At 65.4% G+C, this 13,703-nt stretch carries 11 protein-coding genes; 6 read left to right on the forward strand and 5 right to left on the reverse strand.

Features of this window, described 5'->3' with window-relative positions; translation table 11 throughout:
• Positions 1–22: 22 nt before the first annotated feature.
• Genes ACWW36_RS14885 through ACWW36_RS14900 form a run of 4 tightly spaced genes read right to left on the reverse strand, consistent with a single transcriptional unit; the run spans position 23 to position 4,992 of the window.
• Positions 23–1,636, reverse strand: a complete 1,614-nt coding sequence (locus ACWW36_RS14885; RefSeq protein ID WP_456142490.1) for an AMP-binding protein — start codon at positions 1,634–1,636, stop codon at positions 23–25.
• A gap of 20 nt (positions 1,637–1,656) precedes the next feature.
• On the reverse strand, positions 1,657–2,748 hold the full coding sequence (locus ACWW36_RS14890; RefSeq protein WP_456142271.1) for an acyl-CoA dehydrogenase family protein: 1,092 nt from the start codon (positions 2,746–2,748) through the stop codon (positions 1,657–1,659).
• A 1-nt stretch (position 2,749) separates the two neighbouring features.
• Positions 2,750–3,985, reverse strand: coding sequence for an acyl-CoA dehydrogenase (locus ACWW36_RS14895; protein WP_456142272.1), 1,236 nt, complete (start codon positions 3,983–3,985; stop codon positions 2,750–2,752).
• A 20-nt stretch (positions 3,986–4,005) separates the two neighbouring features.
• Entirely contained in the window at positions 4,006–4,992 is a 987-nt protein-coding gene (locus tag ACWW36_RS14900; protein ID WP_456142273.1) for an enoyl-CoA hydratase, read from the reverse strand.
• A 237-nt stretch (positions 4,993–5,229) separates the two neighbouring features.
• On the opposite strand from ACWW36_RS14900, the gene ACWW36_RS14905 reads away from it, so the two are divergent.
• The 6 genes from ACWW36_RS14905 to ACWW36_RS14930 are packed head-to-tail and all read left to right on the forward strand — an operon-like array spanning position 5,230 to position 12,429.
• Entirely contained in the window at positions 5,230–6,339 is a 1,110-nt protein-coding gene (locus ACWW36_RS14905; protein WP_456142274.1) for an LLM class flavin-dependent oxidoreductase, read from the forward strand.
• A gap of 30 nt (positions 6,340–6,369) precedes the next feature.
• A complete protein-coding gene (locus tag ACWW36_RS14910) occupies positions 6,370–8,913 on the forward strand; it encodes an FAD-binding oxidoreductase (RefSeq protein ID WP_456142275.1) in 2,544 nt (847 codons plus the stop codon).
• A gap of 19 nt (positions 8,914–8,932) precedes the next feature.
• Positions 8,933–9,988 carry an alpha/beta fold hydrolase gene (locus ACWW36_RS14915; protein ID WP_456142276.1) on the forward strand — a complete coding sequence of 352 codons (1,056 nt, stop codon included), beginning with the start codon at positions 8,933–8,935 and terminating at the stop codon, positions 9,986–9,988.
• Positions 9,988–10,521, forward strand: coding sequence for a flavin reductase family protein (locus ACWW36_RS14920; RefSeq protein WP_456142277.1), 534 nt, complete (start codon positions 9,988–9,990; stop codon positions 10,519–10,521). Before ACWW36_RS14915 ends, ACWW36_RS14920 begins: the two co-directional genes overlap by 1 nt.
• A complete protein-coding gene (locus ACWW36_RS14925; RefSeq protein WP_456142278.1) occupies positions 10,518–11,621 on the forward strand; it encodes a 3,4-dihydroxy-2-butanone-4-phosphate synthase in 1,104 nt (367 codons plus the stop codon). Before ACWW36_RS14920 ends, ACWW36_RS14925 begins: the two co-directional genes overlap by 4 nt.
• A 37-nt stretch (positions 11,622–11,658) precedes the next feature.
• On the forward strand, positions 11,659–12,429 hold the full coding sequence (locus ACWW36_RS14930) for a glucose 1-dehydrogenase (protein WP_456142279.1): 771 nt from the start codon (positions 11,659–11,661) through the stop codon (positions 12,427–12,429).
• On the opposite strand, the gene ACWW36_RS14935 is transcribed toward ACWW36_RS14930, so the two are convergent.
• A complete protein-coding gene (locus ACWW36_RS14935; protein ID WP_456142491.1) occupies positions 12,358–13,617 on the reverse strand; it encodes a TetR/AcrR family transcriptional regulator in 1,260 nt (419 codons plus the stop codon). The genes ACWW36_RS14930 and ACWW36_RS14935 overlap by 72 nt on opposite strands.
• Positions 13,618–13,703: the final 86 nt, after the last annotated feature.

The following is a 13,703-nucleotide window of genomic DNA, read 5'->3' on the forward strand; positions in this document are numbered from 1 at the left end:
CAGACTGCCACGCTCGACGCGTTCACAGCCCGAGTAGTCGGACGGTTTCGGCCCGCATGTCGACCTTGCGAACTTTCCCCGTCACAGTCACAGGGAACTCGTCAACGATGCGGACGTACCGCGGGATCTTGTAGTGCGCGAGCTTGCCGGTGGAGAACGCCCGCACTGTTTCGGCGTCCAGTGGACGACAACCCGGTCGCATCTTGATCCACGCGCAGATCTCCTCGCCGTACTTGTCGTCGGGGACGCCGATCACGTGTACGTCGTCGATGTCGGGGTGGGTGTAGAGGAATTCTTCGATCTCACGCGGGTACACATTCTCGCCACCGCGGATCACCATGTCCTTGATGCGCCCGACGATCATGCAGTACCCGTCGTTTCGCATCACGGCAAGATCTCCGGTGTGCATCCAGCCGTCGTCGTCGATGGCCTCGCGTGACCTCTCGATGTCGTTCCAGTAGCCCAGCATCACCGAGTATCCGCGGGTGCAAAACTCGCCGGGTTCACCACGTTTCACGATCAGGCCGCTGTCCGGGTCGACGATCTTGATCTCGACATGAGGGTGCACGCGTCCGACCGTCGCGGTACGGCTCTGCAAGTCGTCGTCGATCAATGTCTGACACGACACCGGTGAAGTTTCGGTCATGCCGTACGCGATCGCGACCTGCGACATCTGTAGCTCATTGATGCAGCGCTTCATCACCTCCATCGGACAGGTCGCGCCCGCCATGATTCCAGTACGCAGCGACGACAGATCACGGTCGGCGAGGTTGGGTTGCCCCAACATCGCGATGAACATCGTCGGCACGCCGTATACGGCTGTGCAGCGCTCCTTTTCGATGGCCTCCAGTGTCGCGGCGGGATCGAATCCCGGCCCCGGAATGACCATGGTGGCACCGTGGCTGGTGCAGCCGAGGTTGCCCATCACCATGCCGAAGCAATGGTAGAAAGGCACCGGGATGCACAGTCGATCGCCGGCGGCCAGGTTGATGAGTTCGGTGACGAAGAAGCCGTTGTTGAGGATATTGCGGTGTGACAACGTCGCCCCCTTGGGCGAACCTGTTGTGCCCGAGGTGTATTGGATGTTGATGGGGTCGGAGGATCGCAGGGTGTCCATCCGCGAGCGCAGTGCATCGGCGGGGACACAATCGGCGCGATCCCGAAGCCGCTCCCAGTCATCGGTGTCCAAGAAGACAACCTCGGCGAGGTCGGGAACCTCCGACCGCACTTCGTCGACGATGCTGCGATAGTCGGAGCTTTTGAAGCGGTTCGCGCAGACCAGCAGTCGAGTTCCCGAATGGCGCAGCGCATACGCCAGTTCATGGGTCCGGTACGCGGGATTGATCGCCACCAGGATGGCGCCCACTTTGGCCGTCGCGTACTGGAGAATCGTCCACTGTGGGCAGTTCGGTGCCCAGATCCCTACCCGATCCCCTCGCGCAATGCCGCTTGCCATCAATGCGCGTGCCACGCAGTCGATTTCGGCATTGAGATCGGCGTAGGTCCAACGTCGGTTGCCGGCAACGTCGACGAGTGCTTCGACATCGGGGTACGTCGAGGCGGTGCGCTCGAAGTTCGACCCGATCGTCTCTTCGAGGAGCGCAGTGTCGGCGGGTCCCGCGGCGTAGGACTGCAAGGTCATCGTCGTCCCCGGATCTACAGGCTTGCACGGTCGGCGACCAGGGCCCTGTGTCGCGTGCTGTCGCCGAACAGTGCTGCGGTCGTCTGGGCCCGACGGAAGTAGAGGTGCAGATCGTGCTCCCAGGTGAAGGCGATACCACCGTGGACCTGAATGGCCGAACCCGCGCAGAGGACGAAGGTATCGGCGGCCTGCGCCTTCGCCAACGGTCCGCAGATCCTTAGCTCGTCGCGATCTGTGGCACTCATCGCGGCGAACATCACCAGCGCGCGGGTTGCATCGATCTCGATCATCATCTCCGCGCAGCTGTGCTTGACCGCCTGGAACGAGCCGATCGGTCGGTCGAACTGCCGTCGGCTCCTTGCATATTCGACTGCCAGCGCGAGACACGCCTCGGCGCCACCGAGCATCTCCGCGGCTAGCAGTACCCGCGCCACGTCGAGTATCCGCTCGATCTCATCGTGCGAGCCTGCAGTCAGCGCTTCGGCTGGGGCGTGCGTCAGTTGCAGCCTGGCGACGGGACGGGTGCTGTCGAACGAGGGGAGGCGTGTCACCGTGACTCCCGGAGCATCTGCGGCCACGACGTGGAGAGTGACCGCGCCGTCGGCCTCCGCCGGCACGACGAACAGGTCCGCGACATGACCGTGCAGCACAGGTGAGCACTCACCGTCCAGGACGGTGCGACCGTCGTGCTCGGCGGTTCGCACGGTCGCCGGCGAACCGATGTCCGGACCGGCAGCGGCGAATGTTCCGATCCGCTCTCCTGAGAGCAGCCCGGGCAGCAGCCGCGATCGTTGCTCCTCGTCGCCCATGCCCAACACCGCTTCGATCGCGAGCGTTGTGCTCGCCAGCGGAATGGGGACGAGCGCACGGCCGACTTCCTCGAAGACGATGGCCGTCTCGATCAGCGAGGCCCCCGCCCCGCCGTACCGCGCCGGAGCATGCAGCCCTGGCAGATCCAGCTCGCCGCACAATCGTCGCCATAGGCGTTCGTCATGGCCGTCCGCCGAGGCCACCTCGCGCACCCGCGCGGGAGGTTCCTGGTCAGAGAGAAAGCGCCGCAGCGACTTTCGGAAGTCGGACTGTTCGGGGCTGTACTGGAAGTCCATCTCACGTCCGCCCGCTGCAGAGGGCGTTGGGCTCTTTGGGCAGCCCGAGCAGCCGTTCTCCGATCACGTTGCGCTGGATTTGCGAACTGCCCGCGTAGATCGTTGCGGCACGCGCGTACAGCAGCTCGTCCATCCAGCAAGCGGCCGAATTCGGCGTGCCTGCTTCTGGGACCTTGAGCGCCGCACCGTTTCCCCGACCCTGTGGGCCAAGCACCTCGAGTCCAAGGATCTTGACCGCGAGTTCGGTGTAGCGCCGGAAGTACTCGCTCCAGATGACTTTGGTGATCGCGGCGTCGGCGCCGGGCCGCTCGCCGTTCAGCATCGACGTCAGTGCGCGGTAGCCCCGGCACCGCATGATCTGGACCCGGGAAAAGCACCACGCCAGCGCGTCCCGGATGTGCGGGTCGGTGTGCAGTCCACGGTTCCGGGCGAGTTCGCGCAGCCGATCGAGGTCACGGCCGAAGTCGATGGCCGCCGTGGTGACTTGGGAACCGCGCTCGAAACCGAGCAGGGTCATCGCCGTCGACCACCCGTGGCCGATTCCGCCGACCACGTTGACGGCAGGCGTACGGGCATCGGTGAGGAAGACTTCGCTGAACGAGGCATGGCCGGCCGCGTTGACGATCGGCCGTACTTCGACGCCTGGCTGGTCCATTGGCAGCAACAGAAACGACAAGCCCTTGTGTTTCGATGCGGCCGGATCAGTGCGGGCCAGCAGGAAGATCCAGTTCGCGGTCGGCCCCGCCGACGTCCAGATCTTCTGCCCGTTGACCACCCACTCGTCGCCGTCGAGCACGGCTCTTGTTCGCACGGCCGCCAGGTCCGAGCCGGCCTCGGGCTCGGAAAATCCCTGACACCAACGATTTTCGCCGGTGAGGATTCGGGGGAGGAAATGTTTCTTCTGTTCTTCGGAGCCCAGGGTGATCAACGTGTTGCCAAGCAGCTCGATCCCGAGCAGATCGTTCTCCGCCGGATCAGGTGCGCCTGCGCGCGCGAATTCCTCTGCGAGGACGACCTGTTCGATCGCGGTGAGACCTGCGCCGCCGTACTCCCGTGGCCAGGACACGGCCACCAGCCCGTGGCGGGCCAGCGTATGACGCCATCGGCGGGCGAACTCCCTTCGCTCATCCGGTGGCAGCGCTCCGGCCCCGGTCCAGTCGGCCGGGAGGTGCTCGGCCAGAAACGAGCGGATCCGCGTCCGGAACGCCTCGGCTTCGGGCGGGTAATCGACATCCACTGTTGTGTCGGCCCTTCGCCTCAGGGGCGGTCTTTGGCGGCGGGCAGGATCTCGGGCGCCAGGCGCCAGTCGTCGAGGCCGTGCTCGACGGTGCCGTAGGACAACTCCCCGCCGGTGACCTCCGCCCAGTGCGCGTGGTTGAGCTGATGGATCTTGAAGCACGCGTCGAGCGCCGTCGAGAAGCCCATCGCGTCGACCGTCTGGTTCACCGACTCCTTTATCAGCAGCGCGGTGATCGTGGGCAGCTTCGCGATCCGGCGGGCGAACTCGAGGGTGCGATCCGACAATTCGTCATTGGGAAAGACCTTGCTCACCATTCCGAGGGAGTGAGCTTCGTCGGCGTCAAGGGCATCGCCGGTGAACAGCAGCTCCTTTGCCTTACGCGGCCCGAACTCCCACGGATGACCGAAATACTCGACACCGCACATGCCGAGTCGAGTGCCGACGACGTCAGCGAAAACGGTGTCTTTACCCGCGACGATGAGATCGCAGCACCACGCCAGCATCAGCCCTGCCGACAACACCGTCCCGTGTACCTCGGCGATCGTGACCTTGCGAAGGTTGCGCCAACGCCTCGTGTTCTCGAAGAAGTAGTGCCATTCCTGGCGGTTGCGAGACTCCACCCCACCGAACGTTCCTCCATTGCATCGATAGGTGGGGTGCTGATCCGGGCCGGGTGAGCGCTCGCGGACGTCGTCGGAGGAGCCGAGATCGTGTCCTGCGGAGAATGACGGCCCCTCTCCCCGCAGGATCGCCACGCGAACCGCGTCGTCGATTTCGGCGAGTTCGAAGGCCGCCCCCAGCTCGACGAGCATTCCGCGGTTCTGCGCGTTGCGCTGCTTCGGGCGATCGAGCGTGATCACCGCGATACGCCCGTCGTCGATGACGTCGTAACCGACGTACTCGAAATCCTGCACGGGAGGGCTCCCTTCTAGCAGTGGATGTGGCCGCTGCGACCGTCGATGGCGTTGTCCTCGCCCGGATCGCCGGTCATGGCCGCTCCTCACTGCGCCTGGTACGGGCTGACCTCAGGAGGCTACGTGGCCCAGGGGCAAAATGTCCATAGCCGATACGCGGAGCTAGAAACTTCATCCGCGTAAATCGCCAAGAAAACCGCTACTTGCGTTTGATGATGTATCTTGCTAGTACTGTGTTGTACGTCGCAGTCGGCGACACGGGATGTGTCAGGCGCGGATTTGTTCCACAGCTGCGATCGAGTTCGGCCACTACTGAGAGGGTTGACGATGGAGATCGGGATATTTCTGATGCCGGCGCATCCGCCGGAGCGGAGTCTGTACGACGCGACGCAGTGGGATCTCGACATCATCGAACTGGCCGATCAGCTCGGCTACGTGGAGGCGTGGGTCGGAGAACACTTCACCGTGCCGTGGGAGCCGATCTGCGCGCCCGACCTCCTGTTGGCGCAGGCGCTCACCCGCACGAAGTCGATCAAGCTCGCGCCCGGCGCGCACCTGTTGCCCTACCACCACCCGGTCGAGCTGGCCCACCGCGTGGCCTACTTCGATCACCTCGCACAGGGACGCTTCATGCTCGGGGTCGGGGCCAGTGGCATCCCGGGCGACTGGGCGCTGTTCGACGTAGACGGGCGAAACGGCGAGCACCGCGAGATGACCCGCGAAGCACTGGAGATCATGCTGCGCGTCTGGACCGAGGACGAACCCTGGGAACATCGCGGAAAGTACTGGAACGCCAACGGCATTGCGCCGATGTACGACGGCCTGATGCGGCGTCACATCAAGCCCTACCAGGATCCCCACCCCCCGATCGGCGTCACCGGTTTCAGTGCGGGGTCAGAAACGCTGAAGCTCGCCGGGGAGCGGGGTTACCTACCCATGAGCCTCGACCTCAACACCGATTACGTTGCGACGCATTGGGACGCCGTGCTGGAAGGGGCCGAACGCAGCGGACGCACACCCGATCGCCGTGATTGGCGGCTGGTGCGCGAGGTCGTCGTTGCCGAGACGGACGAGCAGGCATTCCGGTATGCGGTCGACGGCATGCTGGGGCGCAACATGCGTGAGTACGTCCTGCCCACCTTCCGCACGATGGGCATGACCAAGTTCTACAAGCACGACCCGGCGGTGCCCGATGCCGACGTCACGCCGGAATACCTCGCCGAGAACACTTTTGTGGTCGGCTCGGTCGACACAGTCGTCGACAAATTGGAGGCCACCTACGACCAAGTCGGTGGATTCGGGCACCTGCTGATTCTGGGCTTCGACTACAGCGACGATCCCGGCCCGTGGAAAGAATCGATGCGGCTACTGGCCACGGAGGTCATGCCCAGGCTCAACGCCCGGATCGCGAAAAAGCCTGCGGCCGCGATCGTCTAGCGGTCGGCTCTGGTGGAAGAGGCAGCTGAAGTGGAGGCTCGTCAGGTCACCGTCCGTTATTCGGATGGGACGCACAAGGAAATGCCGGTGGGCCCGGATCAATCGATCCTCGAGGCCGCAGAAGAACACGGTGTCGCCATCGTCAACGAGTGCCAGAGCGGGATCTGCGGGACTTGTGTGGCCGCCTGTCCAGCCGGCGACTACGAGATGGGCCGCACAGAAGGTCTTTCCGATGTTGAACGCGACGCGCGAAAGATCCTGACGTGCCAGACCTTCCCCACGTCGGATTGCCTGATCGAACTCCAATATCCGGCTGACGACAATGCGGCGCTGCTCATCACCGGACACGGAGTGGTGACCGGGGTGCAGCGGCTGTCGCCGACCACAGCGATTCTGAGCGTGGACGCATCGGGTATGCCCGGCGCCCTGGCGTACAAGGCGGGCCAGTTCGCCCAGCTTCAGGTGCCCGGCACGGCGTCGTGGCGGAACTACTCCTACGCACACCCGGCCGACGGACGCAACGAACTGGAGTTCATCATCCGGCTGCTGCCAGATGGCGTGATGTCGGACTATCTGCGCGAGCGCGCGAAACCAGGCGACCGTATCGCGTTGCGCTGCAGCATGGGCGGCTTCTACCTACGCCCGGTCGTGCGTCCCGTAGTCCTGGTCGCCGGGGGCACCGGGTTGTCGGCAATCCTGGCGATGGCCGAGAGTCTGGACGCCGACAGTGTGCACCCGGTGCGCCTGCTGTACGGGGTGACCGCCGTCGAGGACCTGTGCAAACATGACGACCTCGAGGCACTCAAGCAACGCCTGCCGGGGCTGGAGTTGCAGGTCATCGTCTCGCGTCCGGACGCGAACTGGGACGGGCCGGTCGGGCTCGTCACCGACCTGCTCGACGAGCGGATGCTTGCCGGCGGCGACGCCGACGTCTACCTTTGCGGACCCGGCGCCATGGTCGAGGCCACCCGAACCTGGTTGGACGACAACGGATTCCACCGCGTCGGCCTCTACTACGAGAAGTTCGTCCCAAGTGGCGCGGCAGGTCGGCGTACACCGGCGCGCGTCGACTACTCGGCGCTCGATCTGGCGGACGTACGCCGAAGGGGCCGCGGCACGGCATTGGTCATCGGTGGCAGCATCGCGGGCATCGCCGCGGCCAAGGTGCTCAGCGAGTCGTTCGAGCGCGTCATCGTCCTCGAGAAAGACGGGCCCCATCGTCGCCGTGAAGGCAGGCCGGGCGCGGCGCAGGGCTGGCACCTGCACCACCTGCTCACCGCGGGTCAGATCGAGTTGGAGCGCATCTTTCCCGGGATCGTCGACGACATGGTGCGTGAGGGTGCGTTCAAGGTCGACATGGCGGCGCAGTACCGGATCCGGATAGGTGGTACCTGGAAGAAGCCCGGTACCAGCGACATTCAAATCGTGTGCGCCGGACGCCCACTGCTCGAATGGTGCGTGCGGCGCCGCCTCGACGGCGAACCCCGGATCAGCTTCCGCTACGAGTCCGAGGTGGCCGACCTCGTGTTCGAGGACGGGGCCGACGCCGTCATCGGCGTGGGCGTTCAGCGCGACGGCGATGGAATCGACGTGATACCAGCGGAATTCGTCGTGGACGCCTCCGGCAAGAACACTCGACTGCCGGAGATCCTTGACCGGATCGGCGTCGGCGCGCCCGAAGTCGAGCAGGACATCATCAATTGCTTCTATTCCACAATGCAGCACCGGGTACCACCGGAGCGGCAGTGGCAGGACAAGGTGATGGTGATCTGCTACGCATACCGACCGTACGAGGACACCTACGCCGCGCAGTACTACACCGACAGCTCGCGGACCATACTGTCGACGTCGCTGGTCGCGTACAACTGCTACTCGCCGCCGCGCACCGCCCGCGAATTCCGCGAGTTCGCCGATCTGATGCCGTCGCCGGTGATCGGGGAGAACATCGACGGTCTGGAGCCGGCTTCGCCGATCTACAACTTCCGCTATCCCAACATGCTCAGGCTGCGATACGAGAAGATGCGGAACCTTCCACGGGCGCTGTTGGTGGTCGGCGACGCGTACACCAGTGCCGACCCCGTTTCCGGATTGGGCATGACGCTGGCGCTCAAGGAAGTCCGGCAGATGCAGGAGCTGCTGGCGAAATACGGTGCGGGACACCGAGATCTGCCTCGTCGCTACTACCGGTCGATCTCCCGGATGGCGGATACGGCCTGGTTCGTGATCCGCGAGCAGAACCTGCGCTTTGGTTGGATCAAAGACGTGGACAAGAAGCGGCCGTTCTATTTCCGCGTGCTCACCTGGTACATGGACCGCCTGATCGAACTCGTGCACGACGACCTGGATGCCTATCGCGAATTCCTGGCCGTCGTTCATCTGGTCAAACCACCGTCCGCGCTGATGAGACCGAACGTCGCCGGACGTGTGCTCGGCAAGTGGGCACGGACCAGGTTGTCCGGGCAGAAGACGCTGATCGCGAGGAACTACGAGAACCGCACTGTGCCGTCGGCCGAACCCCCGGGGCGGCCAGAAGCGATCACCGTCGCCGAGGTGGCGGCGAGCCGCACGTCCTAGGACTGGAAGGAACACTGTGATGGCGCTGACTCATCGGAACTTGGACTGCCGGGGCACCCGGATCCATGCGGTGGAGGACGGCGAGGGCCCGTTGGTCGTTCTGCTGCATGGGTTTCCGGAGTCCTGGTACTCCTGGCGACATCAGATTCCGGCGATCGCCGCGGCGGGGTACCGCGTGGTGGCCATCGACCAGCGCGGGTACGGGCGCTCATCGAAGTACCGCGTCCAATCGGCATACCGCATCAAGGAATTGGTCGGCGACGTTCTTGGTGTGATCGACGCCTACGGGCAGGACAAGGCCGTCGTGATCGGTCACGACTGGGGCGCCCCCGTCGCGTGGACCTTCGCATGGCTGCATCCGCAACGGTGTGCGGGTGTGGCAGGAATCAGCGTCCCGTTCTCCGGGCGTGGCGTTATCGCCTTGCCGGGCAGCCCCTTCGGTGAGCGCCGCCCCGACGACTATCACCGGGAGATCGCCGGAGAAGGCAAGGTCTGGTACCAGGACTACTTCTCCGCCCAGGACGGCATCATCGCCGAAATCGAAGAAGACGTGCGCTCCTGGCTGTTGGGCCTGACCTACACCGTCTCGGGTGAGGGGATGATCGCGGCCACCCAGGCGGCCGTGGCGGCGGGCGTCGACCTGGAATCGATGGACCCGATCGACGTGATCCGTGCCGGCCCGCTGTGCATGCCGGAGGGGGCCAGGCTCAAGGACGCGTTCATCTATCCCGACAGGGCGCCCGACTGGTTCACCGACGCCGACGTCGATTTCTACACAGGCGAATTCGAGCGTTCCGGATTCGGCGGGCCCTTGAGCTTCTACCACAACATCGACAACGACTGGCACGATCTTGCCGATCAAGAAGGCAAGCCGCTCACGCCGCCGGCGGTGTTCATCGGTGGCCAGTACGACGTCGGCACCGCCTGGGGAGCCGAGGCAATCGATCGGGCACGCGAGGTCATGCCGAATTACTGCGGCACCCACATGGTGGCCGATGTCGGACATTGGATTCAGCAGGAAGAACCGAAGGAGACGAACCGGCTGTTGCTCGATTTCCTGCACGGGCTTACTTAGTGGATGGGATCGATGTGGTGCCAACGGCATCCGCGTGTGTGGACGAGGCCGAGCTGCGGCGGGTATTCGGCTGCTTCCCGTCCGGAGTGATCGCCGTCTGCGCGATCGTCGACGGTGTGCCGGTCGGGATGGCCGCGAGCTCATTCACCGCGGTCTCGATATCCCCGGCCCTGGTGTCGATCTGCGTCCAGAACACCTCGACGACGTGGCCCAGGCTGCGGGGGCGTCGGCGGCTGGGTGTGAGCGTGTTGGCCGAATGCCACGGCGATGCCTGCGTGAGCTTGTCGCGCAAGGTCGGTGACCGGTTCGCCGGGGTGTCGTGGAGTGAACTGCCAGGCGGGGGAGTGTTGGTTCACGGTGCGAGTGCATGGCTGGACTGCCGAGTGGCCGGGGAGGTCGCCGCGGGCGATCACACCATCGCTCTGCTTGAGATCTGCGCCATGGGCGCCGACCCAGAGACACCGCCACTTGTGTTCCACGGCAGTAGGTTTCGGCAACTGGCCGTGGCGGATGTATCAGAGGAGCTTTCATGAAAACCACCGATGTGCGGGTCCGCCGCGCAATCGCCGCGGTCGCTAAGGGGCGACCTGTCGTCGTCACCGACGATGCGGCGCCGGGCGACGAGGGGTATCTCATTTTCGCCGCCGAGGCCGCGACGCCCAAGCTGCTCGCCTTCACCGTGCGGCACGCCTCCGGTTATGTCCGCGTCGCGTTGCCGGGCACAGAGTGTGAGCGGCTCAACCTGCCGCCCATGTGGCATGGCGATGCCGACCGGTCAGCTACCGCCCACCGCGTGGCGGTCGACTGGTCCGGCACCGGAACCGGTATCTCGGCCACCGACCGTGCCAGGACCATCGCGGCGCTCGCCGCGGCCGGATCGCGAGCAGAAGACTTCCGGCGACCGGGCCATGTGGTCCCGGTGCAGGCGAGTGCGGAAGGGGTGTTGGGTCGGCCTGGGGCCGCGGAGGCGGCGGTCGATCTGGCCCGGTTGGCCGGACGGCGGGTGGCGGGAGTGTTCTGCGAGATCGTCTCGCGCGAGCGACCGGGAGCGATCGCCGATGGCGCCGAATTGGCCGAATTCGCAGACGAATACGGGCTGGCCGCGCTGTCGATCGACGACCTCGTCGCGTATCGGCGGCGCACAGAGCCCCAAGTCGTCCGGCTGGCGGAGACGATCCTGCCCACCACGGCAGGCGCCTCACGAGTCATCGGTTTCCACGACGCGCACGACGGCGGCGAGCATCTGGTCGTGATCGTCGGTGCAGCCGGCCCCGGCGTGCCCATGCCGCTTCACGTCCACGTCGAGTGCCTCACAGGGGATGTGTTCGGCTCGACGGCGTGCCGGTGCGGCCGTGAACTCGACAGCGCGTTGACGACGATGACCGTCCGGGGTAGCGGCATGATTGTCTACTTGCGCCCATCCGGACCGATGCACGCCTGCGGCCTCTTCGGCCGTGGCGACGCGGCGCCGGCATTGTCCGAGACCGTGGGATGGATCCTGCGTGATCTGGGCGTGCACGCCGTCAGCCTTTCCGACGACACGCCGGGCTTCGGCCTTGTGATGTTCGGGGCGATACGCGAACACGGTCTGCACGTCGCGCAACGGGACTCGGCGTTCGCGGTCGCGGGATGAGAAAACCTATGGCACATACACATTCGCGAGGCGACTCATGACGCATGCAGACCTGGCAGGCAAGGCCGCCATCGTGACGGGGGCCGGAGCGGGAATCGGCCTCGCGATAGCACAGCGGCTGGCCGACGAGGGTGCCAACGTGCTCTGCGCCGACATTGACAGCGATGCCGCCAATGCCGCAGCGGCCAAGATCGGCGGCAACGCCATCGGCCACCCGGTCGACGTGAGCGACGAACAACAAGTGATCGGCATGGTCGACGCCTGCGTCGGCGCGTTCGGTGGGGTCGACAAGCTCGTCGCCAATGCGGGCGTCGTTCATTTCGCGTCCATCATCGACACCACCGTCGAGGACTTCGACCGCATCATCAGGATCAACCTGCGTGGCGCGTGGCTGTGCACCAAACATGTGGTGCCGAAGATGATCGAGCGCGGGGGCGGAGCCATCGTCAACATGTCATCGTTGGCGGGCCATGTCGCGGCGGCGGGCACCGTTGCCTACGGGATGTCGAAGGCCGGGATCATCCACCTCAGCCGCGTCACCGCCGCCGAGTTCCGGTCATCCAACGTGCGTTCCAACGCACTGCTACCCGCGTTCGTCGACACACCGATGCAGCAGACCGCGATCACGATGTTCGACGAGGCGCTCGGCGAGGGAGGCGGGCTCACGATGATCGACCGCCTTCAGGGCCGCATGGCGAAACCCGAGGAAATGGCCGCCGTTGCGGCGTTCCTGCTGTCAGACGACGCCTCGATGGTCACCGGAACCACTCAACTCGCCGACGGCGGGACTGTCTGCGCCCTGTGGTGACCGGCTCGTCAGTATCGACAACGCGATGGCCGTCATCTCGTCCGCCACACCCGCGTAACGCGTGAGATGCCATGTCCGCGCGACGTCTTCGATGAAGCTGATCGCCGCGGCGACGAGCAGCCTCGCCTCGGCGACGCTGGTCGCAGGCACCAGCTTGCGGATGAGGTCGATCCACTCGGAGTCCCTGTCCGCTTGGTTTCTCGTGTACGTGTCACAGACCTCGGTGGACGCATGCGACAGCTCGGTGATCGATACGGCGACGAGGTCGGGGTCGTCCAGGCTGATGCGGACGTGGCCGTCGACGAGCCTGCGCAGGCGCTGCTTGTCTGGCGCGTTTTCGCGCAGCGCGCGTATGCATTCGAGGCTGCGCCATTCGTCGAGCCGGCGGACGAGCGCGTCGAGAATCGCCTGTTTGGACGAGAACGAGCGATACAGGCCCGGGCCCGCGATACCCGCTCCCTTCCCGATCTCGCTGGTGCTGACGGCCGGATACCCCTGCGCGCGGAACAACCTCGCCCCAGTGGCGAGCAGTGTCTCGTGTCGGGAGAACAGCGCACCTTCCCGGTTCGGCGCGGCATCGTCGGGCTCCAATTCGCGGACCGCAGGAGTGCGGGCGCCAGCCATGCACGCTTGGTACAGAAGCTCAGCCAGTTCGTCGCCGGGCAACGTCAAGTTGTGCCGACCCAAGCTGGTGAGGGTGCTGGACACCGCCCAGGCCCGTAGCTCCGAGTGGCGGGGGCTCAGGCCCGATATCTCCAGCCGGACACCGTCGTGCATACCCGCGACGATCGCGTTGATGCGCCGGCGCACCTCTGCTCGCTCGACATCGTCGAGGTAGCGGGCCTCGCGCTGCCACAGCACCGTCAGCGACCGAGACGCGACGGCCGCGGCGATCAGGTCCGGTAACTCAACACTCAGCGGCCGAGGTGTGGACGGTGTCTCGGCTTGGGAGAGCAGTCGCGCGCTCTGGTACTGCTCCTGGCCCATTCGGATGGCGGCGGCGAGCAGCGCCTGCTTGTTGTCGTAGTGGCGATACAACGCACGCGCGGTCACGCCGGCCGCCTCGGCGATGTCCTCCAGCTTGACCGAATGAAAGCCGCGATCGATGAACAGGCGGACGGCCTGCTCCAGGATCTGCTGCTTTCTGTCCTTCGGCCGTCGCTTGACGGTTGAGACCGCGGGCTCCACCGCGCGACGCCCCCCTTTCTGCTTGGGCGAACCACCAAATCCTGCCAGACCCGCCCGCGTGGCGGCGGAGTTGCGGGCCACGTCGG

The organism is Mycobacterium sp. MMS18-G62 (genome assembly GCF_053877835.1).